Source organism: Leucobacter sp. wl10 (genome assembly GCF_003569785.1).
Taxonomy (GTDB): domain Bacteria; phylum Actinomycetota; class Actinomycetes; order Actinomycetales; family Microbacteriaceae; genus Leucobacter.
This window is the reverse complement of sequence record NZ_KZ983990.1, coordinates 179666-202573: the sequence shown is the minus strand read 5'-3', so window position 1 is coordinate 202573 and position 22908 is coordinate 179666. Positions and strand designations below refer to the sequence as shown.

At 68.8% G+C, this 22908-nt stretch carries 20 protein-coding genes; 9 read left to right on the top strand and 11 right to left on the bottom strand.

Translation table 11 applies throughout. The annotated features are described in order from the left end of the window. Positions 1-18 precede the first annotated feature (18 nt). The 3 genes from D1J51_RS05965 to D1J51_RS05955 form a co-directional block, all read right to left on the bottom strand. Positions 19-1773 carry a dihydroxy-acid dehydratase gene (locus D1J51_RS05965; RefSeq protein ID WP_119074270.1) on the bottom strand — a complete coding sequence of 585 codons (1755 nt, stop codon included), beginning with the start codon at positions 1771-1773 and terminating at the stop codon, positions 19-21. A 166-nt stretch (positions 1774-1939) separates the two neighbouring features. Next, complete coding sequence (aroA, locus tag D1J51_RS05960; protein WP_119074269.1) at positions 1940-3193, bottom strand: 3-phosphoshikimate 1-carboxyvinyltransferase; 1254 nt, start codon at positions 3191-3193, stop codon at positions 1940-1942. Positions 3194-3248: 55 nt separating this feature from the next. After that, positions 3249-3953: a GntR family transcriptional regulator gene (locus D1J51_RS05955; protein ID WP_119074268.1), complete on the bottom strand. Its 705-nt coding sequence runs from the start codon at positions 3951-3953 to the stop codon at positions 3249-3251. Positions 3954-4090: 137 nt separating this feature from the next. On the opposite strand from D1J51_RS05955, the gene D1J51_RS05950 reads away from it, so the two are divergent. From D1J51_RS05950 to D1J51_RS05940, 3 genes are read left to right on the top strand one after another with little or no spacing between them, the layout of a single operon-like run. Further along, positions 4091-5167 carry a phosphotransferase gene (locus D1J51_RS05950; protein WP_162903679.1) on the top strand — a complete coding sequence of 359 codons (1077 nt, stop codon included), beginning with the start codon at positions 4091-4093 and terminating at the stop codon, positions 5165-5167. 30 nt (positions 5168-5197) lie between these two features. Next, positions 5198-6541 (top strand): aspartate aminotransferase family protein, encoded by a 1344-nt coding sequence (locus D1J51_RS05945; protein WP_205547748.1) that lies wholly within the window; start codon positions 5198-5200, stop codon positions 6539-6541. Positions 6542-6599: 58 nt separating this feature from the next. After that, entirely contained in the window at positions 6600-7793 is a 1194-nt protein-coding gene (locus D1J51_RS05940; protein ID WP_119074265.1) for a mandelate racemase/muconate lactonizing enzyme family protein, read from the top strand. A gap of 190 nt (positions 7794-7983) precedes the next feature. On the opposite strand, the gene D1J51_RS05930 is transcribed toward D1J51_RS05940, so the two are convergent. Further along, positions 7984-8853 (bottom strand): shikimate dehydrogenase, encoded by an 870-nt coding sequence (locus D1J51_RS05930; protein ID WP_119074263.1) that lies wholly within the window; start codon positions 8851-8853, stop codon positions 7984-7986. Between the two features lie 419 nt (positions 8854-9272). Here D1J51_RS05930 and D1J51_RS05925 point away from each other — a divergent pair, with 419 nt between their 5' ends. Together D1J51_RS05925 and D1J51_RS05920 are read left to right on the top strand one after the other, a co-directional pair. Further along, the gene (locus tag D1J51_RS05925; protein WP_119074262.1) at positions 9273-10010 is read left to right on the top strand and encodes an SDR family NAD(P)-dependent oxidoreductase; all 738 of its coding nucleotides are present in this window, start codon (positions 9273-9275) and stop codon (positions 10008-10010) included. After that, positions 10007-10762, top strand: coding sequence for an SDR family NAD(P)-dependent oxidoreductase (locus tag D1J51_RS05920; protein WP_119074261.1), 756 nt, complete (start codon positions 10007-10009; stop codon positions 10760-10762). Before D1J51_RS05925 ends, D1J51_RS05920 begins: the two co-directional genes overlap by 4 nt. Before the next feature lie 70 nt (positions 10763-10832). Here the strand turns inward: D1J51_RS05920 and D1J51_RS05915 are convergent, their stop codons facing one another. The 3 genes from D1J51_RS05915 to D1J51_RS05905 all read right to left on the bottom strand — a co-directional run bounded on the left by D1J51_RS05915 (position 10833) and on the right by D1J51_RS05905 (position 13693). Further along, positions 10833-11531 carry a GntR family transcriptional regulator gene (locus D1J51_RS05915; RefSeq protein ID WP_119074260.1) on the bottom strand — a complete coding sequence of 233 codons (699 nt, stop codon included), beginning with the start codon at positions 11529-11531 and terminating at the stop codon, positions 10833-10835. A gap of 188 nt (positions 11532-11719) precedes the next feature. Further along, positions 11720-12778, bottom strand: a complete 1059-nt coding sequence (locus D1J51_RS05910) for a proline racemase family protein (RefSeq protein WP_119074259.1) — start codon at positions 12776-12778, stop codon at positions 11720-11722. A gap of 9 nt (positions 12779-12787) precedes the next feature. Continuing rightward, positions 12788-13693: a dihydrodipicolinate synthase family protein gene (locus tag D1J51_RS05905; protein WP_119074258.1), complete on the bottom strand. Its 906-nt coding sequence runs from the start codon at positions 13691-13693 to the stop codon at positions 12788-12790. 251 nt (positions 13694-13944) lie between these two features. Here D1J51_RS05905 and D1J51_RS05900 point away from each other — a divergent pair, with 251 nt between their 5' ends. Both D1J51_RS05900 and D1J51_RS05895 read left to right on the top strand, forming a co-directional pair. Continuing rightward, positions 13945-14541, top strand: coding sequence for a short chain dehydrogenase (locus D1J51_RS05900; protein WP_119074257.1), 597 nt, complete (start codon positions 13945-13947; stop codon positions 14539-14541). Positions 14542-14649: 108 nt separating this feature from the next. Continuing rightward, positions 14650-16032, top strand: coding sequence for an NAD-dependent succinate-semialdehyde dehydrogenase (locus D1J51_RS05895; protein ID WP_119074256.1), 1383 nt, complete (start codon positions 14650-14652; stop codon positions 16030-16032). A 132-nt stretch (positions 16033-16164) separates the two neighbouring features. Here D1J51_RS05895 and D1J51_RS05890 read toward each other — a convergent pair whose 3' ends face one another. From D1J51_RS05890 to D1J51_RS05875, 4 genes are read right to left on the bottom strand one after another with little or no spacing between them, the layout of a single operon-like run. Continuing rightward, positions 16165-16593 (bottom strand): aminotransferase class III-fold pyridoxal phosphate-dependent enzyme, encoded by a 429-nt coding sequence (locus D1J51_RS05890; RefSeq protein WP_119074255.1) that lies wholly within the window; start codon positions 16591-16593, stop codon positions 16165-16167. A gap of 30 nt (positions 16594-16623) precedes the next feature. After that, on the bottom strand, positions 16624-17895 hold the full coding sequence (gene eno / locus D1J51_RS05885; protein WP_119074254.1) for a phosphopyruvate hydratase: 1272 nt from the start codon (positions 17893-17895) through the stop codon (positions 16624-16626). Next, entirely contained in the window at positions 17892-19304 is a 1413-nt protein-coding gene (locus D1J51_RS05880; RefSeq protein ID WP_119074253.1) for a glycerate kinase type-2 family protein, read from the bottom strand. The genes eno and D1J51_RS05880 overlap by 4 nt, the downstream gene beginning before the upstream one ends. Beyond that, positions 19301-20470 (bottom strand): tyramine oxidase subunit B, encoded by a 1170-nt coding sequence (locus D1J51_RS05875; RefSeq protein ID WP_119074252.1) that lies wholly within the window; start codon positions 20468-20470, stop codon positions 19301-19303. The genes D1J51_RS05880 and D1J51_RS05875 overlap by 4 nt, the downstream gene beginning before the upstream one ends. A gap of 125 nt (positions 20471-20595) precedes the next feature. Here D1J51_RS05875 and D1J51_RS05870 point away from each other — a divergent pair, with 125 nt between their 5' ends. Continuing rightward, a complete protein-coding gene (locus D1J51_RS05870) occupies positions 20596-21507 on the top strand; it encodes a LysR family transcriptional regulator (RefSeq protein WP_119074251.1) in 912 nt (303 codons plus the stop codon). Between the two features lie 151 nt (positions 21508-21658). Next, the gene (locus D1J51_RS05865) at positions 21659-22903 is read left to right on the top strand and encodes an NAD(P)/FAD-dependent oxidoreductase (protein WP_119074250.1); all 1245 of its coding nucleotides are present in this window, start codon (positions 21659-21661) and stop codon (positions 22901-22903) included. The last annotated feature ends 5 nt before the right edge of the window (positions 22904-22908 follow it).

Genomic DNA, 22908 nt, shown 5'->3' with positions numbered 1-22908 from the left:
AGCGGCCCGGGGCGGCGGTCAGTACGGGCGCCGCTTCATCCGCGGCGCACCAGAGCTGCCGCGGAGGAAGTCGAAGTCGAAGCCGGCATCGGCCTGCATCACGTGCTCGACGTAGAGGCGGCGGTAGCCGCGGTCGAACTGCTGCTCGGGCGGCTGCCAGCTTCGGCGGCGCGCCTCGAGATCCTCATCGTCGACCTCGAGGTCGAGACGGCGATTCGCCACGTCGAGATGGATGATGTCGCCGTCGCGCACGAGCGCGAGCGGCCCGCCGACGCCCGCCTCCGGCGTGACCTGCAGCACCACGGCACCGAAGGCGGTGCCGCTCATGCGGCCGTCCGAGATGCGGACGAGGTCGGTCACGCCGCGGTCGAGGAGCTTCCTCGGGATCTTGAAGTTGCCGAGCTCGGGCGCGCCCGGATAGGCGGTCGGGCCGATCCCTCGCAGCACGAGCACCGAGTTCTCGTCGACTTCGAGGTCGGGGCTGTCGAGACGCGCGTCGAGATCCTCGATCGAATCGAAGACGACTGCGGGCCCGCGGTGGTCGAGCAGCCGGGAGTCGGCCGCGGTCGCCTTGATGAGAGCGCCGCGGGGGGCGAGGCTGCCGCACAGGATCGCGAGGGCGGGCGCGCTGCTCACCGGATTCTCGCGGCGGCGGATCACGCGCTCGTCCCACACCCGCGCCGACGCGATCTCCTCGCCGATCGTGCGTCCCGAGACGGTCGGCGCATCGGGGTCGAGCAGATCGCCCATGCTCCTCATCAGAGCGGCCTGTCCGCCCGCGTTGTAGAAGTCCTCCATCAGGTACTCGCCCGACGGCATGACGTTCGCGAGCAGGGGCACCTCGCGGCTGTACCGCTCGATGTCGTCGATGCTGAATTCGAGGCCCAGGCGACCTGCGAGCGCGAGTAGGTGGGCGGTGGTGTTGGTGCCGCCGCCCAGGGCGGCGTTCGTGCGCACGCCGTTGCGGAAGGCGGCGGGCGTGAGGATGTCGGCGATGCCCACCCCTTCGCGCACGAGCTCGACGATGCGGCGGCCCGTCTGCTGCGCTGCGGCCCGCTTCCGCGCGTCCATGGCGGGAATGTTCGCAGTGCCCATGAGCGAGAGGCCCATCGACTCGAGCACCGCCCCCATCGTGCATGCCGTGCCCATGGTGTTGCAGGTGCCCGTGCCGCGGGAGATGCCGTACTCGGCGTCGTCGAGGTCGGCGGGCGTGAGCACGCCCTTGCGCGCCTCGTCGCCCAGCTTGTACATGTCGGTGCCCGAGGCCATCTGGCGGGCGCGCCAGTTGCCGCTGAGCATGGGGCCCGCGTGGATCATCATCGTCGGCAGACCGGTGCTCGCCGCCCCCATGGCGTAGGCCGGTGCGGTGTTGTCGCAGCCGGTGAGGATGACGAGCCCGTCGACGGGATTCGCGCGCGCGAGCTCCTCGAGCTCCAGGCTCATGAGGTTGCGGTACATCATGCCGCTCGGCCGCATGATCGAGTCGCCGATCGACATGGTCGGGAACACGAGTGGGAAGCCGCCTGCCTCGAGCACGCCCCGCACTGCGCGCTCGGCGAGGTCGGTGAGGCCCGAGTTGCAGGGCACGAGGTCGGAGGCGGAGTTCGCGATGCCGATCACCGGGCGGCCGTCGAACATCTCGCCCAGGTGTCCGCCGGCCTTGAGGTTGGCGCGGTGGTTGAACGGGGCGTTGCCCTGTCCCTCGAACCATTCCCGGCTGCGCAGCCCGCACGAACCGCAGTCGCCGCCGTTGTCGCCGGTGCAATCGGCCATGGTGCCCCCTCGCCTCGTGTGCCGTGACGACGACAGTACCGCAGGCGGGCGATTGTCGCCAATCGGCAATTTCGGAGGATGCGCTCCTCTCGCGAGGGATCCCTGCCGCGAGAGATCCCTGTCGCGACGGATCCCTGTCGTGACGGATCCCTCCGCGATGCCCCGGCTACGCGCCCGTGCGGTACCGCTCGAGCTCCGCGAAGAAGCCGGGCCAGGTCTTGGCCGAGCACTCCGGGTCGTTGATGACGATCCGCGGTTCGACGAGCGTGAGGAGGCCGAAGGCCATCGCCATGCGGTGGTCCTCGAAGGTGTCGATCGCGGCCGGTTCGAGGCGCCCGTTCGGGCGGATCACGAGCGTGTCATCGTCGGCGGTCACGACCGTCGAGATGCCGAGCTTCCCGAGCTCCGTGATCATGGCCGACAGTCGATCCGACTCCTTGTGCCGCAGGATGCGGGTGGAGGTCAGGGTCGTGTCGCCCTCGGCGACCGCCGCGACGGCGCCGATCGTCAGGCACATGTCGGGCATCGGGGCGAGGTCGGCGGTGCGGCCCCGCAGCGCCGCCCCAGCGGCTCGGCTCACTCGCACGCCGCCGTCGCGCCAATCGACGGTCGCGCCCATCTCCTCGAGCGTCTCCAGCATCACCGCGTCGCCCTGCATCGTGTTCCGCAGCACGTCGGGTATGAAGACCGGGCGCCCCGTGATGGCCGCGGCCGCCGCGAAGTAGTTGGCGCTCATGATGTCGGGTTCGACGGCGTAGTCGCGGTGTCGGTAGCCGCTGCCCGCGATGACGAAGACGAGGTCTTCGCCGTCCTCTCTCATCTCGATCTCGGCGCCGAACGCGCGCATCACCGTCGCCGTCATCGCGATGAAGGGGCGCGAGACCGGCCGCAGGGCGCGCAGCTCGACGCCGTGTCCCGAGGCCGCCAGGGCCATGAGCAGCCCGCTCACGAACTGGCCGGAGTCGCTCGCGTCGATGGAGAGGGAGCCGGGAATCGTCGGGGCGCCGGTGATGCGGCGCAGGCCCGGACGGTCCTCGATCTCCTTGCCGAGACGACGCAGTGCGCGATAGAGCCCTTCCATGGGACGCTCGAGCAGGCGATCGGTGCCCGTGAGCAGAACGGGGGCGTCGGTGAGCACGGAGAGCGCGGCCAGGAAACGCATGGTCGTGCCCGAGGCGTTGCAGTCGAGCGGGGTCTGCGGCGGCGCGAAGCGGGGCGACCCGGTCACGAGGTAGGCGTCGGATCCCTCCTCGCGGAGGGTGGCCGCGGTCTGATCCAGTCCGCCTGCCATCGCCCGGGCGTCGTCGTTGCGGGGCACGCGCGACACGGCGCTCGTGCCGTCGGCGAGCGCCGCGCAGACGAGCGCCCGCGCGGCGATGCTGCGCGAGCCGGGCACGCGGGGGATGAAGTCTGTCGTCATGCTGCCACTGCTTTCAATCGGACGCCGGTCGCCTCGGGCCTTTGGGCGCCGAGACTCACCGGCTCGTCTCGTCGCGCTCAGTCGCGTCGACAGCGCGCCGCTCGATCCACCGGGAGAGGCGTATGCCGGCGCTGTGGCTGTGCTGCCACGCCTCGCGGGCCGCGACCTCGGGGTCTCCCGAGAACAGCGCCGCCATAAGCGCCTCGTGCTGCGCGAAGGCCTCTTCGCCGGTTACGGCGGCGTGCGCGTTGCTGGTGATGATGAACAGTCTCACCTGGTTCTCGACCAATCGGTACTGCTCGCGCAGGCGCTGATGCCCCGAGAGCTCCACCGTCAGCTTATGGAACTCGAAGTCTCGGGCGCTGATGCCATCGACCTGACCGTTCAGACAGACCTCGTGGAAGGCTCGGTGAGACGCAGTGATCGCCTCGCGCGTGGGGCCGTCGAGATTCTCCGCGATGATGCGCGCGGCGAGACTCTCGAGGCTCGCCCGCAGCGTCCAGGTCTCCCAGACCGAGCGCGATGAAAGCTCGGCGATGTGCCATCCCGTGTAGGGAGTCTTCACCACCAGGCCCTCGAACGAGAGCTGTACGAGCGCGGCGCGCACCGAGGCTCGACCGATGCCCAACCGCTCCGCGAGGCTCAGCTCGGTGAGGCGCGTACCGGCTTCGATCGCACCCGACAGCACATGCTCCCGCAGGCGGTTCGTGGCTCGATCTGCGACCGAGAGGCGCTCGAGAGGCAGCAGGTCTTCGTGCATTGGCGGTCACCTCGGATCCAGTCGGCCGTCGAAATCCGTATCCGCCGATCATAGCCTGACCTCAGCAGCGCCATTGGCAGTGTCCTTCTAACGTGCTATTGTCAGACAACCAGACATAACTCGAGAGGATGCCACCGATGTCTGAACCGAGGACAGCAGCCGCCCTCATGGATGGGGGCGGCCTGACGGGCGACTACGTCTCGATGGGGAGCGGTGAGGCGCGCGCGGTCGTTCGTGACGTGTACGGATTGGACGCGCAGGTCTTGCGGCTCGCAACCGAGAAAGACGACACCTTCCGGGTCGACATCAATCGAATGCCGCGATTCGTCATGAAGGTGGCCAATCCGGGCGATGATCGAGGAGAACTCGATTTCGTGCGCCAGCTGCATCAGCACGTGATCGATACCGATCCGTCGATCCCGATACCGAGGTTCCGCGCTGACCTCAGCGGCCGATCCGTCACCGCACTCGTGGACGAAGCGGGTCAGAACCGGGAGGTGCATCTCATCGAATACCTCCCGGGCACCACTCTCGACGAGCTGGAGACGGATGCGCGGCAACGCGAACTCGTGGGCGAGGCCCTCGCCAAGCTTCGCATCGCCACCGAATCGTTCGCTCATCCCTGCGCGACCCGCCCCCTCGCCTGGGACGCGCGCCGAGCGCTCGAACTCACCCCCTTGCTGGCTTTCGTTCAGGACAGGAGGAGGCGTGCGGCGCTCGCCGCCGGCCTGGCGCGTTTCGCCGACATCTCGGCTGAGGTGAACGGAATGCGGATGCAAGTCCTGCACAACGACTTCAGCAAGTCGAACCTGCTCGGTGACCCGAGCCGCGAGGAGTTCCTCACCGGCGTCTTCGACTTCGGCGATTCCGTCACGACCACCGTGGCCGTCGACGTCTCGACCGCTCTCCTGAATCAACTGCCTCGAGATCTCGCCCGGCATCCGGTGGATGATCCCTTCGCCGCGGGCAAGGATCTGCTGCGGGGGTACCTGCGACTGGCGGCGCTCACGGATCGCGAGTTAAGTCTCGTTCCCCACCTCGTCATGGCGCGGGTGATAGCCCGCGCGCTCATCACCACCCGCCGTGCGTTGCTCTTCCCCGAGAACGTCGGGTACATCATGCGCAACACCCAGCAGGGCTGGGCTCAGCTCGAGTGGTTCCTCGACCGTCCCTTCGACGAGGTCTCCGAGATCCTCGACGCCTTCCGCGCCTAGCCCGCGCGCTTCCCCCGAAAGGAGCATGCAATGACCGCAACGCCTCGCGGAAAGATGAACAACGCCTTCGACCCGGCCCGGGCCGAAGGACTCGACGCGGTTACGCGGGCGATGATCGACCGCCGGGAGCGCCTGCTCGGTCCGGCCTATCGGCTCTTCTATCAGGAACCGGTGCAGGTGAGCCGCGGCAGGGGAGTGCTGCTCTGGGACCGCGACGGCAACGAGTATCTCGACGCCTACAACAACGTCGTCTCGGTCGGCCACGCTCATCCGGCGGTGACCGCGGCCGTGAGCCGGCAGATGGATACGCTGTGCACGCACACCCGGTACCTGCAGGACGGCATCCTCGCGTACGCGCAGGACCTGCTCGGCACATTCGGCGGCGAGCTCGCAGCGCGGGGCCGCACGATGTTCACCTGCACCGGGTCCGAGGCGAACGACCTCGCGTTGCGCATCGCTCAGCACCGCACCGGCCGGCGAGGGATCATCGTCACCTCCGAGGCCTATCACGGCAACTCCTCCCTCAGCGCGGGCTTCTCGCCCTCGCTCGGCGAGCACTCGCCGCTCGGCGTCTACGTGCGCCGCGTGCGCACCCCCGACTCGTACCGACTGCCCCGCGAGGAATTGATCGAGCGGTTCGTCGCGGACGTCGCCGAGCAGATCCACGACATCGAGCGGCACGGCGAGGGCCTCGCCGCCTTCGTGGCCGATTCCCTCTTCACCTCGGACGGCATTTTCGCGGAGCCCACGACGCTGCTGCAGCGCGTGGCCGAGGTGGTGCACGCCGCGGGCGGGCTCATGGTCGCCGACGAGGTGCAGTGCGGCTTCGCCCGGTCGGGCGATCGCTTCTGGGGCTACCAGCGGCACGACCTCGACCCCGACATCGTCACGCTCGGCAAGCCGATGGGCAACGGCTATCCCGTCGCAGGCGTCGTCGTGCGGCACGACGTCGTCGAGCGCTTCGGGCACGACACCCGCTACTTCAACACGTTCGGCGGCAACACGGTCGCGATGGCGGCGGCTCAGGCGACCTTCGACGTGATCAGGGACGAGGGCCTGCAGGAGAACGCGCAGCGGATCGGGGGCGTGTTGCGCACGGGGCTCGAGGAGCTGGCCCGACGCCACGAGGCGATCGGCGACGTGCGCGGCGCGGGGCTCTACTGCGGCGTCGAGATCGTCGCCAACCGGGGTGAGAAGTCGCCGGACGCCGCGCGGGCGACGGCGATCGTGAACGGGTTGCGCGAGCGCCGCGTGCTCATCTCCGCGACGGGCGCGGCCTCGAACGTGCTCAAGATCCGTCCGCCGCTCGTGTTCGGAGAGGAGCATGCGACGCGCCTGCTCGGCGCGCTGGACGCGGTGCTCGGGGAGGCATAGCGAGGCCACGCGGGAGACTCGAAACACGGAGGTCGAACAATCGTCACTGAGGAGTGAAATGGCATCAACGGAGACGGGGGCGAGTGATCTCGCCGCTCACACGATCCATAAGGTCAACACCTACAAGATCCGCACGCGTTTTCCGAGGCTCATCGGCAAGAACGCCTTCCGAGACGAACACGGATACGGCGACGAGGTTCTGGTGAAGGAGCTCCTCACCGATCGAGGGGCTTCGGGGTGGGGGCTGGCGTCCGGCCTGTTCTACCGCCCGGATCTGACCGAGGACGAGCTCGTTCTGGGCAGGACTGTCGCGGAGCTGTTCGCACCGGACCAGGGCATTCTGGACATGTCGTTGTCGTCGTTCGACTTCGCGCTGCATGACCTGGCGGGCAGAATTCTGGGCATCCCGTGCTACAAGATGTTCGGCAACGACGGTCTCAACCCGGTGCCGGTGTACGACACACTGATCTACTTCGACGACATCAGTCCCGACACGAGGCCGGGAGGCCTGCGGCAGGTCTTGGAGAACTGCCGGTACGGCTATGACTACGGCTATCGGGCCTTCAAGCTGAAGATCGGGCGAGCGCCCAGGTGGATGGACTGGCCTGACGGGCTGAGGAGAGACATCGAGGTCACAAGGATGGTGCGGGAGCACTTCCCTGACTGCGAGATTCTGGTGGACGCCAATGATGCGTACACGGTTGACCGGATGAAGGAGTATGTCGATGCGGTCGCCGATGTCGGGCTGTACTGGATCGAGGAGCCGTTCCGCGAGAACCTCGAGGGTTTTCGTGCCCTGAGGGAGCACCTCGATCGGGTGTCGCCGAGGACCTTGATCGCCGATGGTGAAACGGACCCCGAGGTCGAGCTGCTGATCGAGCTGTATGAGCAGGGGTACCTCGGAGTGTTCCAGATGGACGTCCAGGGCGATCTCGGGCTCGGCCACGCGTTCGGATTGACCAGTTGGCGTCGATTGATGCCGCGGTTGAGGGAGATCGGCGCTCGCATTTCGCCGCATGCCTGGGGGATCAAGCTCAAGACCCACTACGCGGCTCAGTTCTGCGCGGGCTACCCCGGCGTGGCGCTCGTGGAGGGCATCACCGATACGACGGAGGGCGTGGACTTCAGCGCGTACGTGCTCAGAAACGGCAAGATGTTCGTACCTGACAAGCCGGGCTTCGGCATGGAACTCGTGTGGGGAGCCCCGGTCACCGGTGAAGGAGAGAGCAAGACGGTCTCCAGACAAGTGTGAACCGGGCCTGGACTTGCGGGATCTGCCATCGCGCCGGCCAGGTTGCGAAGAGTCGCTCCGTCCAAGAATCGCCGCGCGCGGTCTTCGAAGATCTGGTATCGGCGCTCGTCGAGGTGCGGACGGACGGGACCGCGCTGCAGGGCATGAAGGGGTGGGTGGAAGCCGGGCGCGGAGCGTCGGCGGGCTCCGGCTAGGCCACGCCCTCCGCTGCCGCAAGCTCGCGGAAGTGCCGCATCATGCGCTCGGCATCGGGCTCGACGCCCGTGATGAGGCGGAACGCGTCGACGGCCTGATAGACGGCCATGCGGCCGCCCGCGAGGGTCGTGCAGCCCGTCGCGCGGGCGGCGCGCAGCAGCTCGGTCTCGAGCGGGCGGTACACGATGTCGGCGACCCAGAGATCGGAGCGCAGCAGCGCCGTGTCGAAGGGTGCGCCGGGGTGATCGTGCATGCCCTGCGGCGTGCAGTGCACCACGCCGTCGGCCTCGGCGAGCAGCGCCGTCAGTTCGGCGTGCGGCGCCGAGACCGCGTTCGCCCCGCGCCGTCCGCGCAGGTCGGCGGCGAGGGACGACGACCGGTACTCGTCGATGTCCACGATCGTGAGCTGTTCGGCTCCGAGTCGCACGAGCGCGTCGGCGACCGCGGTGCCGGCCCCGCCCGCGCCGAGCTGCACCACCCGGCGCAGCGTCGCGTCGCCCATGCCGTCGCGGAACGCGTGCTCGAAGCCGGTCGTGTCGGTGTTGTAGCCCACGCGGCCCTCGGGTGCGTAGACCACGGTGTTCACCGCACCGAGCTCGGCGGCCACCGGATCGACGCGATCGAGGTAGTCGATGACCTGCTGCTTGCAGGGATGGGTGACGGTCATCGCGTTGTAGCCCAGCCGTTCGGACCAGTCCAGGATCTCGGGGAGCTGGTCGAGCTCGAGGCCGAGAGCGGCGATGTCGATGGGGCGGAACACGTGTGAGAGTCCGTGCGCCCGCCCCTCGGCCATGTGCAGTGCGGGTGAGAGCGACTGGATGGTGCCGGTACCGACGAGGCCGACGAGGAACGCGGGTGAGACCATCGGAGGGCTCCTTTGTCTGGCAATTTGGTGGACTTGGTCATACGTTATCGCAGACCGGGCTCGGGTGTCGGGTGTTCTCGCGGCTCGGTCGACGCCATTCAGCGAACAGGAAGGTTGGCCCGCGGCTCGTCGTCTTCTGCGGCAGTGTTGCGGTCGTTCTGCGATGGAGATGCGGCCATTTCGCGTTGATATCGCGCGGTCGTCGGGGCCCGGGAACTTTGTGCCGGAATCGCCCGGTGCGTCGATTGACGAGCCTCTTGGCGCTGGTGTACTGTCGCCGCAAAGGCAGATTGTCAGACAACTCTGAGTGGGCGAGCCGACGAGTTCGGCTTCCCGCCTGCCTCCGGATCAACGGCGAGATGGAGCGCCGAAACAACAATCCCGCTGAGGCGGGCCGAGCTCGAAGGGAATGATGAGGAATGAACGAATCCAAGACCGCGGTCGTCACGGGGGCCGGCGGAGGAATCGGAAGCGAGGTCGCCTCGCGGCTCGCCGCGGACGGTTTCCGAGTCTTCGCCTTCGACCTGCACTTCCGAGACGACGCCTGGCAGGATGATCGGAACCGCGACCGCATCGAGCAGGTCGTGGTCGACCTCGGAGACCACCTCGCGATCCGATCCGCGTTCGAGGAGCTCGGCGGGCGCATCGAGAGCCTCAACGCCCTCGTCAACTGCGTCGGCATCATGCGCCGCGGCGACGCGCTCGCCCTGAGCGACGAGGACTGGTTCGACACCATCCGCGTCAATACGACCGGCGTCTACTTCGCCTGTCGTGAGGCGCTGCCGCTGCTCACGAAGAACGAGACGAGCTCGATTGCCAACATCGCATCGAACTGGGGCCTCATTCCGGCGCCCGGCCACATCGCCTACAACGCATCGAAGTCGGCTGTCGTCTCGCTGAGCAAGAGCCTCGCGCTCGACTTCGGCAAGCAGGGCGTCCGAGTCACCGCGGTCTGCCCCGGCGAGATCCTCACCCCCATGGTCGAGAAGCGCCTGCGCGACAACAACATCACCGAAGAGCAACTCGCAGAACCCATCCCGATCGGGCGCGTGGGCCGCCCGGCCGACGTCGCCGCCCTGATGTCCTACCTCGTCGGCCCCGAGTCGAGTTACGTGACGGGCGGTACCGTCGAGATCACGGGCGGGCTGTTCTCGTGAGCGCGGCGGAGGGCCTGCTGGTCGGCAAGCGCATCCTCGTCACCGGCGCGACCGGCGGCATCGGCACCGAAATCTGCCGCAAGCTGCACCGCGACGGCGCGCGACTCGCGATCCACTACGGCTCGAGCGACGAGCAGGCCCAGGCGCTCGTCGCCCAGGGCGGCGACCGGGGCTCGGTCGCGCTCCAGGCCGATCTCACCTCCGAGGGCGGACCCGACGGTCTGTGGGACGCGGCAACCGATGCGCTCGGCGGCATCGACGTGCTCGTGAACAACGCCGGCCTGTGGATCTACTCCCGCCTCGAGCCGGAGGAGGAGTGGCTCGCCGGCTGGGACGCGAACATGGATCTGAACCTGCGCCAGGCAGCGTGGCTCACGCGCCGCGCCGTGCTCGACTTCCGGAAGCAGGGCGGGGGCGCGATCATCTCGATGGCGAGCCGCTCCTCGCTCCGCGGCGACGACGGGGAGCACCTCGCCTACGGTGTCGCGAAGGCCGGCCTGCAGAACCTCATGAAGGGCGTCGCGCGCGCGTTCGCCCACGAGGGCGTGCTCGCCTACTCGATCGCCCCCGCGATGGTCGCGACCCGGATGATCGCGGGGCACATGCCCCCGGAGAGGCTGGCCGCGCTGCCGATGCGGGAGGTCGTGCCGCCCGAGGACGTGGCCGAGACGGTGGCGTTTCTCGCCTCGGGCCGCGCGCGCCACATGACCGGCGCCACGCTCGACATCATGGGCGCCGACTACGTGCGGTAGCGCTGCGTGCCCGCCGCCGGGCGAGAGGGCCGCTCGCGGGATCCGATTCCGTGAGCGGCCCTCTCGTGCGTCAGACGGCGACCGCGGTCGACTGCGCGGCCATGATCTCGAGGAGCTCCTCCGCGCTGCGGATCGTGTGCTCTCGGAAGGCGCGATCGACGGCGTCGCGATCGCGGCTGTGGAGCGCGTCCATGAGCGCGTGGTGCTGGGTGAGGGCGCGGTTCGGATCCGAGCGGATCGCCTGATCCTGCGCCAGCGCGATGGTGATGTGCGCCTCGATGACCGGCCACAGCCGCAGCAGCACCTGGTTCTCCGAGGCCTCCCAGATGCCGCGATGGAAGGCGACGTGCGCCTCGTGGCGGATGAGGGGATCCGGATCCCTCTCGACCGCGGCGAACTCCTCCCAGTACTCGTCGAGCGCGGCCATGCGCTGCCCGTCGGGGACGGCGAGGATCGAATCGACCGCGAGCATGTCGACGGCGTGGCGGGTATGGGCGAGATCAAGATGCTCTCCGGCGCTGAGCTCGGCGACGCGCATGCCGCGGTAGGGCTCCTGTACGAGGAGCCCCTCGCGAGCGAGCTGGTTCAGCGCCTCGCGGAGCGTGGGCCGGCTGACGCCGAGCTGCGAGGCGAGTCCGACCTCGGTGATCTTCTCTCCGGGCACCAGGGTTCCCAGCACGATCGCTCGGCGGATCTCCTGGATCGCGCCGTCACGGCGTGACAAACCTGCGACCTGGCCCACACTGGCCGACCGACTACTCGTCGTCATATACTTCTTCAATTCTGTAGGCGCCTCACGATCACGCGCGAAATGCTGAGTTTGTCTGATTGTTAGGGTACCAGGCTTCGCGGGTGCTTCGGACCCGGCCGCTCACCCGGGGGCTTTGAGGCGAGGAGAACGCCCCTGCGCCGATAGCCGACCGGCCCAGGACGCGATCGCGTCGCGCGCTGCGAGGGTCAGGCCGCGCCCCAGATGTCACCGACGCGGTAGCCGGTGGAATAGGGGTCGTCGTCCTCGAGGATGAAGTCGTGGATGCCGGTGATCCAGCCGCGGCCCGCGATCGTGGGCAGGACCGCGGGTCGGCCGCCGACCTCCGTGGTCCCGCGGATGGTGGCGCGGAACAGCGAGCCGATCATGCTCTCGTGCACGAAGTCCTCGCCGACGGCGAGCTCGCCTCGAGCGTGCTTCGCCGCAAGGCGGCCCGAGGTGCCGGTGCCGCACGGTGAGCGGTCGAGCGTGCTCGTCCAGGTCTCGGGATCCTCGGGATCGACCGGACCGTTCGGGCAGATCACGCCGTTGCGCGCATCCGCCCCATCGGTATCGCTCTCTCCGTGGATCATCGCGAGTGCGATGCCCCGGACCTCGGGGTGCTCGGGGTGGACCACCGGGCATTCGCGCCGCGCGACCTCGCGGAGCAGGGCGCCGGCGCGAATGATCGCCTTCGTGTTCTCAGGCTTCAGCTCGAGACCGAACTGCGAGGCGTGGGCCTGCACGTAGAACTGGCCCCCGAACACGATGTCGGCCTTCACCTTGCCGTACTCGGGCAGATCGAACTCGCGATCGAGCTCCATCGCGAAGGAGGGAACATTCTCGATGCTGGTCTCGACGGCGCGTCCGTTCTCGACCTTCACGGTGAGCTCGACGAGCCCGGTCGCGGTGTCCATGCGCAGCCGGGTGAGCGGCTCCTCCACCGGGACCTGGCCGGTCTCGACGAGCGCCGTGACGGCGCAGATCGTGTTGCTGCCCGACATCGGGCGGAAACCGCCGTGCTCGAACACGATGATGCCGAAATCGCTGTCGGGGTTCACCGGCGAGGTGACTATGACCCCGCAGAGGCAGGGGTAGCCGCGGGGCTCCTGCAGCAGCAGCCGGCGGAAGTCGTCGAGGTGCTCCTGGCAGTAGACGAGCCGCTCCTGCATGGTCGTGCCGCGAACGAACATGTCACCGCCCACGACCACGCGGCCGGCTTCACCGGCCGCGTGGACGTCGATGGCGTGGATGATCTTTCGTGCCATGAGGCGAGCCTACTGGCCTTTGACCTCGACGCCGGCCTCCCGCAGCAGGGCCGCGAGCTCATCGCGCTGCTCCTGGCCGACGGGCTGGATCGGGGGGCGGGTGCTGCCCGCATCGACGCCCGCGAGCGAGACGCCGGCCTTGATGGCGGCCGCGTAGTTCGGCTCCTCGAGCCACACGCAGATCGGGTTGATGCGCTCCCACAGCTCGCGGCCGCGCACGAGATCCTTCTCGACCGCTACCGCCTGGTAGAGCTCGGCGGCGAGGGCGGGCATGAAGCTTGCGCCGCCCCAGACGCCGGCCTCTGCGCCGAGCGCAAGGCCCTGGAACGTGTAGGTGTCCCAGCCGTTGAACGCCTTGATGTCGTCGTCGTGCTCGAACAGGATCGTGGCCATCTTGGTGTTGTCGCCGCCGGTGTCCTTGAAGCAGGTGACGTTGGTCTCCCGACCCAGCCGCGCGAACTGGTCGGGGGTGAGGTCGACGCCCGTGACGCCCGGCATGTTGTAGTACATGATCTGGATATCGACGGCCTCGGAGATCGCCTTGTAGTGGGCGAGCAGCTCATCGAAGCTCAGCGCGTCGTAGAACGGCGGGACGATCATCACGGCGTCGGCGCCGTCCTCCTTCGCGGCGGCGGTGAGCTCGATCGCCTCGGCGGTCGAGAGCGCGCCGGTACCGGCGACCGCGAGACCGCCGTGGGCGTGCGCCGCCTCGATGTAGGCCTTGTTGACGGCCTTCTGCTCATCCACGGAAAGGGTGGCGAACTCGCCCGTGCTGCCGGCCGAGACGACGCCGTGCACGCCGTTGCCGATAATGAACTCGGCCTGGCGCTCGATCCCGGCGAAGTCGACCTTGCCGTCGGCGTCGAATGGAGTGACGACAGCGGCGAGAATGCCCTTGAGTTCGGGATACGTCATTGTAATGATCCTTTCGGTCGATGATGCGGAGGGTGAGGAGGCGATGAACAGACTCAGTTAAGCAATCAGATTGTCAGACAATACCTCGGAGCACACGCTACTCCCCAACCCGCGCGGCGTCAACCGGTGCGCGTCGCCGATGCCGGGTTGCGCGGAGGGGTGAAGGCGGGTGTTCGTCATCTCTGGTGCGCGGGAGACGCGCGTGGTAGGGTGATCGTGTATCGTCAGATTGTCAGGCAAGGAGCGGAAGCATGCGAGTTCTCGTCATCGGCGGATCGGGCACCATCGGCAGCGCCGTCGTCGAAGCGTTCCAGGAGCTGGGCGACGAGGTCGTGGCCGCCTCACGATCCTCGATCCCGAGCGTCGACATCACGGACACCGCGTCGCTCAGATCGCTGTTCGAAACCGCGGGGGCGGTCGATGCCGTGGTGACCGCGCTCGGCGCCGCCCCGTCCGCGCATCTCACCGAGGCGACCCCCGAGCACTTCGCCGCGGGCTTCACCAGCAAGCTCGGCGGTCAGATCGGCGCCGTGCTCGCCGGTTTGCCACACATCGCCGAGAACGGCTCCTTCACTCTCACGACCGGCATCCTGGCGCAGCATGCCATTCCCGGCAGCAACGTGACGGCGACCGTCAACAGCGGCCTCGAGGGTTTCGTGCGGCGCGCGGCGCTCGACCTGCCGAACGGCGTGCGCATCAACGCCGTGAGCCCCACCATCGTGCTCGAGCCCGGTCAGGTGGTGGAGGCGTTTCGAGGCTTCCGATCGACCACCCGCGCCGAGGTCGCCCAGGCCTACGTGCGATCCGCCTACGGCGTCGAGACCGGTCAGGTCTTCCGCGTCTGGTGACCCGTCGCAGCGGGAGAACCGGGCCGGGACCGTCCTGGCCCCATTCGAACCACCCACACTCGGGGCCTGCTCCGCAGCGCTCCGCCGCAACCGCACTTAAGGAGTGTTATGTCCAGCAGGTACCGCGTTCAGAACCCCGCCACGGGCGAGATTCTCGAGACCTTCGAAGCGCAGACCGACGAGCAGATCGAGCAGGCCCTCGCGAGTGCCGATGCGGCGTATCGTTCGTGGCTCGAGCGGAGCGTGCAAGAGCGCGCCGCGGTCGTGAAGCGCGCCGGTGAACTCTTCGAGGAGCGCAAGGAAGAGCTCGCGAAGACCATCGCCGTGGAGATGGGCAAAGGCCTGCAGGAGTCGCGCGAGGAGGTCGAGTTCGCGGCCTCGATCGTCGACTACTACGCCGTGCACGGCCCGTCGCTGGTCGCCGACTACGAGATCCCGAGCACCGTGCCGGGCAAGGCGTTCGTCGAGCACCTGCCCGTGGGTGCGCTGCTCGGGATCATGCCGTGGAACTTCCCCTACTACCAGGTCGCCCGCTTCGCGGCCCCGAACCTGCTGCTGGGCAACACGATCCTGCTCAAGCACGCCGATATCTGCCCGAAGTCGGCACTGGCGGTGGAGCAGATCTTCCGCGACGCGGGTGTTCCCGAGGGTGGCTATCAGGCTCTGTTCGCGTCGCACGATCAGATCGCGACCGTCATCGCCGACCCCCGCGTGCAGGGCGTGTCCCTGACCGGTTCAGAGCGCGCCGGCTCGATCATCGGAGAGCAGGCAGGCCGTCACCTGAAGAAGGCCGTGCTCGAGCTGGGCGGTCTCGACCCCATGGTCGTGCTCGACGATGTCGAGGACGTCGCAGCGGTCGCGAAGGACGGCTGGGACTTCCGCACGTACAACTGCGGTCAGGTGTGCAACGGCAACAAGCGCATGATCGTCATGGCCGACATCTACGACGAGTTCGTGGCGGAGCTGAAGAAGCAGGCCGAGGGACTCAGGCCGGGCGACCCGCTGGACCTGGGCGAGAACGAGTACGTGCCGCTGTCGAGCCGTGCCGCGGCCGAGGGCGTGCACGAGCAGGTGCAGCGCGCGGTCGCCGCGGGTGCGAAGATCGAGGCCGGTGGCGTGCTGGGGGAGGGCGAGACGGCCTATTACTCGCCGACCGTGCTGACGGGCATCCCGACGGATTCGGCGTCGGCTCGCGAGGAGATCTTCGGCCCGGTGGCGGTGGTCTACAAGGTGTCGAGCGACGAAGAGGCGCTGGCGCTGGCCAACGACTGCGATTTCGGCCTGGGTGCTTCGGTGTTCGCGGCTGATGAGGCGCGTGCGAAGAAGATCGCGTCGAAGATCGACGCCGGCATGAGCCACGTGAACATCATCGCGGCGGAGTCGGCCGAGCTGCCCTTCGGCGGTGTGAAGCGCTCGGGCTTCGGTCGCGAGATGGGCCCGCTGGGCATCGGGGAGTTCTCGAACCGGCGGTTCTTCTTCGTCGCGGAGTGATTCAGCGACGAGGCGCGCCGTCTGCCCAACGGTGCGCGCGAGGGCGGGGCTCCGATCGTGTGATCGGGGCCCCGCCCTCGTCGTCGCCCGCTTCGTGACGGGGCGCGACGGCTACGTTCTCGAGCTGCGTCGCTAGCGGGGGATCGCCTCTCCGGTGAGCCGCAGCCCCTCGACGAGCTGCGCGGTCGGCGTGTTGATCGGCGGCATCAGCTTGATGACCCCTCCGTTCGGGCCGCAGCGCTTGACCAGCTCGCGGAAGCTCGTCTCGCGCCGGTACGCGAGCGCGATCCCCGCGGCGACGAACGCGAGCTGATCTCCGCGGAATGCGCCCGTATGCTCGCCGGGCTCCCACGCGTCGAGCTCGGGGGCGATGAGATTCAGAGCCATCGGCAGGCCGAACCCGCCGATCGACTTCGCCGTCGCGACGACGTCAGGCACGATGCCGGACGGTTCGAGCGCGTAGAACTCGCCGGTGCGTCCGCACCCGGCCTGCACCTCGTCGACGATGGGCGCGGCGCCCTGTTCGCGAGTCCGATCACGAGGGATCCGCGGATCCCTCACCCCTCATCGTTCTCGCGAAGCAGCCGCGGCCTAGTAGCGCGCGAGGCTCTCGATGCGGCTGAGCGCCGAGCCCGGGATCTCCTGCGCGGCGCGCATCAGGAAGTTGAGCTTCTCGATGCGCTCGCCCGAGCGGGGGGCGCCGTTCTTCTGGAACGGCACCTGCAGGCCGAGCGAGAGGTCCATCACGATGTCGTCGATGACGCCGCCCGAGCGACCCGACGGCAGCGCGAAGAGGCCGTTCTCGGTGGCGGTGTCGAAGGTGTCGAGCGATTCGGTGATCGTGCCGATCTGGTTCGGCTTGAGCACGAAGCCCTCGGCGGCCTTCTCAGCGATGGCGCGGTCGAGGCGCTCCTTGTTCGTGACGATGAAGTCGTCGCCGAACACGTAGGTGCGGGTCAGCTCGCGCACGGCGAGCGAGAAGCCCGCCCAGTCGTCCTCGTCGAGCGGATCCTCGACGAAGAGCAGGTCGAACTCCTCGGTGAGCTGCTTCAGGTAGCCGACCAGCCCGACGTTGTCGACGCGGCCGCCGTTGAGCTCGTAGGTCTTGTTCTCGCGGTCGTACATCTCGCTCGAGGCGCAGTCGAGCGCGAACGAGACGCGGCCGTCGTAGCCGGCGGCGCCCACCGCGTCCTGCAGCAGCGACAGCACCGAGTGCGGGTCGCTGTAGGGCGCGGCGTAGCCGTACGAGCCGCCGACGGTCGCCGGGTTGCCGGTGGCGCTCTCGATGAGGCCGGGCAGCTTCTTGAAGATCTGCACGCCCATCTCGACGGCCTCGTCGATGGTCTCAGCGCCGTAGGGCACCACGATGAACTCGTTGAAGGCCTGCACGGCGTCGCGGTTGCGGCCGCCGTTGATCACGTTGAAGCACGGCACCGGGATCGAGGCGAGCGGCCCCCGGGCGATGTGCTCGTAGACGGGCTTGCCGGCCTCCGCGGCCTGCGCGCGGAGGAACGCGACCGAGACCGGGTAGACGGCGTTGCCGCCGAGCACGCCCTTGTCGGCCGTGCCGTCGAGGCCGACAAGCGCCTCGTCGAGATCGCGCTGGGTCGCGAACACGGTGCCGACGAGTTCCGGAGCGATGACCTCGGTGACGTTGCGCACGGCGCGGTGCACGCCGAGACCGTCGTAGCTCGAGGGATCCTCGTCGCGCAGCACCTTCGCCTCGTGCATGCCGACCGAGGAGCCGGTCGGCGCGGCTGCGCGGCCCACGACACCGGATTCGGTGCGGAGCTCGACCTCGACCATCGGCCGGGCCTTGCAGTCGAGGATCTGGCGGGCGACGACTGATGTGATGACGGTCATGAGCCCCCTCCGTTCTGGGCCGGCACGTAGAGGACGTTGAGGTCGCAGAGGTTGGTGCCGGTGTTGCCGGTGAGCACGACGTCGCCCATGGCCTCCAGTGCCTCGAAGCTGGCGTGGCCGCGCAAGTGGGCGAGGATGTCGACGCCGGCCTCGGCCGCACGGGCCGCCGACGTCGAGTCGGTGATGCCGCCCGCCGCCGAGGAGGTCCCGTCGGTGCCCTCGGAGTCCATGCCGTACATGCAGGCGCCGGGCGCCGCCGCCGCCGCGAGCGCGAAGCTCAGCGCGAGCTCCTGCGAGGGGCCGCCGTGACCGGTGATCACGGTGCCGGGGCGAATGCGGGTGACCGTCTCGCCGCCGCTGACGATGACGCACGGCGCCCGGAAGGGGCGACCGCTGGTCTGCACCTCGCGGGCGAGGGCGGCCATGAAGGTGCCGGCGTCGCGGCTCTCTCCCTCGAGGAAGGTGGTGAGGATGTGCGCGGTCACGCCGCGCGTCTCGGCAGCCGCAGCCGCGGCCTCGGCGAGATCGGGCAGCGTGTTGATCACGAAGTAGGTGTTCTCGGGGAACGCCTTCGGCGTCTCCTGCTCGGGGCCGGCGTCGTCCAGGAAATCGATGATGCTCCTCGGTAGGCGGTCGCGCAGGCCGTGGCCGTCGATCGCGGCGCGCGCGTCGTCGAGGGTCGTGGGATCCGGGCCGATGGGCGTGCTCGCGTAGTGGGGGTCGGGCTCGCAGATGTCGCCTGTCGGCGGCTTGCCCACGGCGTCGGAGATGCCGATGCCGATGAGCTCCGCGCCGCGGTCGCGGATGCGCTCCGCGAGGCGGCCTCCGTTCGTGCGCGAGATGTGGCGGCGCACGGCGTTGACTTCGTAGATGTCGAGGCCCGAGGTGAGCAGCACCTCGGTGGCGGCGGCCTCGTCCTCGACTGTGATGGGCTCGATCGGGGCGTTCAGCAGGGCCGAACTGCCGCCGCTCACCGCGATGATGAAGAGATCGTCGGGGCCGGCCTGGTCGACGAGCTCGAGCACCCGCTGCGAGGCCCGGTAGCCGGCCCGGTTCGGGAGGGGGTGTCCGCCGACGTAGACCTCGGTGCGGTCGGAGAACTCGTCGGTGCGCTCCGCGATCTTCACGACGGCGATGCCGCGGGTCAGGCGCTCGCCGAGCGCGCGGTCGATGGCCATGACCATGGCATTGCAGGCCTTGCCGGCGCCGATGAGGTAGACGTTCTTCTTGTCGGCCAGATTCCATCGGCGGTTGCCGATGTGCAGGATGTCTCCCTCGACCCGCACGATCCCGCTGACGCGCCGGTAGCCGTCGACCCGGTTCAGGGCGTCGTCGACGATGCCGAGCACGAGTTCGCGCGAGGCGCGGTCGCCGACTCCGACGAGCGCGTCGTAGTTCTTGATCTTCATGCGGCCGCTCCCTCGCCCGCGGCGGTCTCGTCTGCGGCGAGGGATCCCCCGCCCTCCTCGGCCTCGTCGAAGCCCCAGAGCTCGAGCTCGACGCCGAGTCCCTTCTGCTTCGCGCTCTCGAGCAGGTCGAAGCCCCAGGCGACGTCGAAGACGGCCATGCCGCTCGCGATGAACACGGTGCGGCCGCGCGACGGCGGGCGCTCCTCGGCCATGATCGTGCCGAGGTCCTCCGACTCGGCGAGCGGGGGCGCCTTGCCGGCGTCGATCAGCCGGTACATGTAGCCGCCGATCTGGCCGAGGTAGGCCTTGTCGACATCGTCGGCGCGGCGCGCGTCGGCCACGTAGGCCTCGTGCAGCGGTACGTGGTCGTAGACGACGCGGCTCTCGGTCCAGATCTTCTCGTCCGACTGCATGGGGCCGCTGAGCAGGATGCAGGCGTGAGGGGTGAACCAGTCGGCCTCGATGCGCAGCGGAGCGGTGCGCGAGGCGGCGACGGTCACGATGTCGGCCTCGGCGACGCACTCGCGGGCGGTGCCGGCGACCGCGGTTTCGACGCCGTACTCGGCGCGCAGCCACTCGGCGAAGGCCTCGGCCTTCTCGCGCGAGCGGTTGTTGCAGACGATGCGTTCGATGCCGGGTTGCTGCGACAGGATCGCGCGCACGGCCTGCCGGTTGATCTCGCCGCAGCCGACCACGGCCAGCACGCGGGCGGGCTCGGCGGGCAGGTAGCGGCTCGCGACGGCGGGCACGGCCGCGGTGCGCGAGGAGCTGAGGCGGTTCGCGGCCATGAGCGCGAGGGGCTCGCCGGTCGACTTGTCGTTGAGCATGACGGTGAGCACGGAGCGGGGCAGGCCGCGCTTGCGGTTCTCGGCGTTCGAGCCGTACCACTTCACACCGCAGACGTCGAAGCGGCCGCCGAGGTACGCGGGCATCGCCGAGACGCGGCGGTCGGGGCCGGCGGTGGGCATGTTCGGGAAGGGCGAGGTCTCGGGGAAGACCAGCACGAGGCCGTGGCTGTTGCGGTTCACGCCGCCCATGACGTAGTCGCCCTGCTTGAGCAGGCGGAACACCTCGTCGGCGACGTCGACGGAACGGGCGACGTCGTCGACGCCCGCGGCGACCATGTCGGCCTCGGAGAGGAAGAGGAACGGTGAGCGTGGGGGCATCGGATACCTCGGTCATATCTTCGGGAGTCGGGCTCTCCTGTCCACACTGACGAACACTTACATTCGCCACAAGCGATTTATTGTCGGTGTTTATATTCGTAAACATCGAATGATTAGACTGAGGTGTGCTCAATCTCAACCGTCTGCTGCTGCTGCAGGAACTGCAGCGGCGCGGATCCCTCATCGCCGTCAGCGAGACCCTGTCCTTCAGTCCCTCCACCGTCTCCCAGCAGCTCAAGGTGCTCGAGGAGGAGGTCGGGGCGCAGCTCACCGAGCGGGTGGGCCGCGGCCTGCGCCTGACCCGCGAGGGCGAGACCCTCGCGGAGTGCGCCGCTGCCATCTTCACCGAGGTCGAGCGGGCCGAGGCCGCGGTCGCCGCGGTGCGTGCGGTGGCGCGGGGAGACGTGCGAGTCGCCGCGCTGCAGACCGCATCGCTCGCGATGCTGCCCCGGGCGCTTCGGCTGCTCGAGCGCGATGACCCGCACCCGCGCATGCTCGTGAGCCGCATCGAGCCGTCGCGTTCGCTGCGTGCGCTCGCGGCACGCGAGTTCGACATCGTGCTGGGCGAGGAGTACGCCGGCTTGCCGGTCAGTCGCCAGGAGGGCATCGAGCTGGTGCATCTCATCGACGACGCCATGGTGCTCGCCGTACCCGAGAGCTACGACGGCGGTGTCGCGGTGACCGAGATCGGCGCGCGCCTACCGTGGGTTATGGAGCCGATGGGCAGCGACGCCCGCGCCTGGTGCATCGCCATGTGCCGCAGCCTCGGGCTCGAGCCAGTGGTGCAGTTCGAGTCCGACGACCTGCTCGTGCAGATGCGGCTGGTCGAGACGGGGCATGCGATCGCCGTGCTGCCGCGGCTGCTGCTCCAGAGCGAGCGCCCGCGGCTGCGGCAGGTCGAACTGCCGGGCCGGCCTACGCGGACCGTGTTCGCCGCTCATCGCAGCGGCTCGCAGCAGAGCCCCGCGATACGCGCCGTGCTCGACGCGCTCGCGAGCGCCGTCGCTGTGGGCGAGGGATCGTGCGAGGCGGGCTGAGTGAACGCTGATCGGCGGTGCGGCGATGCCTGTCGCCGATTGGTGGGAGGGTGCTGTTGTGCGCGGCATTCTTCGGGGCATATTGTGTGATTGTAAGACATCCGGGTGGCTACTGCCCGGTTCCTCGCCCACGCTCACGAAAGGACCGGCGATGCACACTGTAGTCATCGGCGGCGGCATCATCGGCCTCACCACCGCCTACCAGCTCGCTCGCGAAGGGGGCACGGTGACCGTGGTGGACGCCCGTGCGACCGGCCTCGGCGCGAGCGACGTCAACGCCGGATGGGTGGTCCCGGCCGACGCGCTGCCCGTGCCCGGCCCCGGTGCCGTGCTTTCCGCGATGAAGTGGATGACGCAGCCTGACAGCCCGCTCTACATCAGGCCATCGCTCAAGCCGTCGTTCATCTCGTTCATGCTCGGCATGTTCCGAGCCTCGAACGGGCCCTCGCAGCGCGCCGGCTTCGAGCACACCCTCGCGCTCATGGCCGACTCCGTGCGCGTCTTCGACGAGTACCGCGCAGATGGCATCGACTACGAGCTGCACCACCGGGGGCTGCTCATGGCGTTCCATGACGACAAGCACATGCACCACCACCTGAGCTACGCCGATCTCACGGGCCGTCACGGCATCGCGCCGATCAAGCTGCTCGGAGACGCGGTGCGCGAGCACGAGCCCATGCTCAAGGACGAAGTGCGCGGCGGCCTGTTCTTCCCGAAGGAACTGCACCTCGACCCGCGTGGCTTCACGAAGGCGATGCGCGGCAAGCTCGTCGAAATGGGCGTCGAGATCGTAGAGAACGCCCCCGTCGACGGCGTCCGGATCGCCGGCGGTCGAGTGACCAGCGTCTCGAGCGGCATGCGCGCCTTCGAGGGCGACAAGTTCTTGCTCGCCGCAGGGGCGTGGACCGCACCGCTGTCGCGGCTCTTCGGGGCCAACCTGCCCATCCGCCCGGGCAAGGGCTACTGCGTCGAACTGCCGCCGCTCGGCCTCAAGGGCGCGACCAACCTCTACGACGCCAAGGTCGCGGTAACGCCGCTCGACGATCGGCTGCGCCTTGCCGGCACAATGGAGTTCGGCGGGCTCGACGAGCTCGTCAGCGACGTGCGCGTGAACGCGATCCTGCGCGCCCCCGAGAGCTACATCAGGGGGTACGAGGTCCCGGCCCTGAGCGAAGTCACGCCCCTGGCGGGCATGCGCCCGCTCGCACCCGATGGGCTTCCGATCATCGGCCGACTTCCACGCCTCTCGAACGCCTACGTCTCGGGAGCGCACAGCATGTACGGGGTGACCCTCGCGCCGGCCACTGCGGCGGCCGTCGCCGACCTGGTCCGCAACGATCGCGTCGCGCCGGTGCTCGAGCCTTTCACTCCGAAGCGATTCCGGGGCGGCCGCTGAGCGTC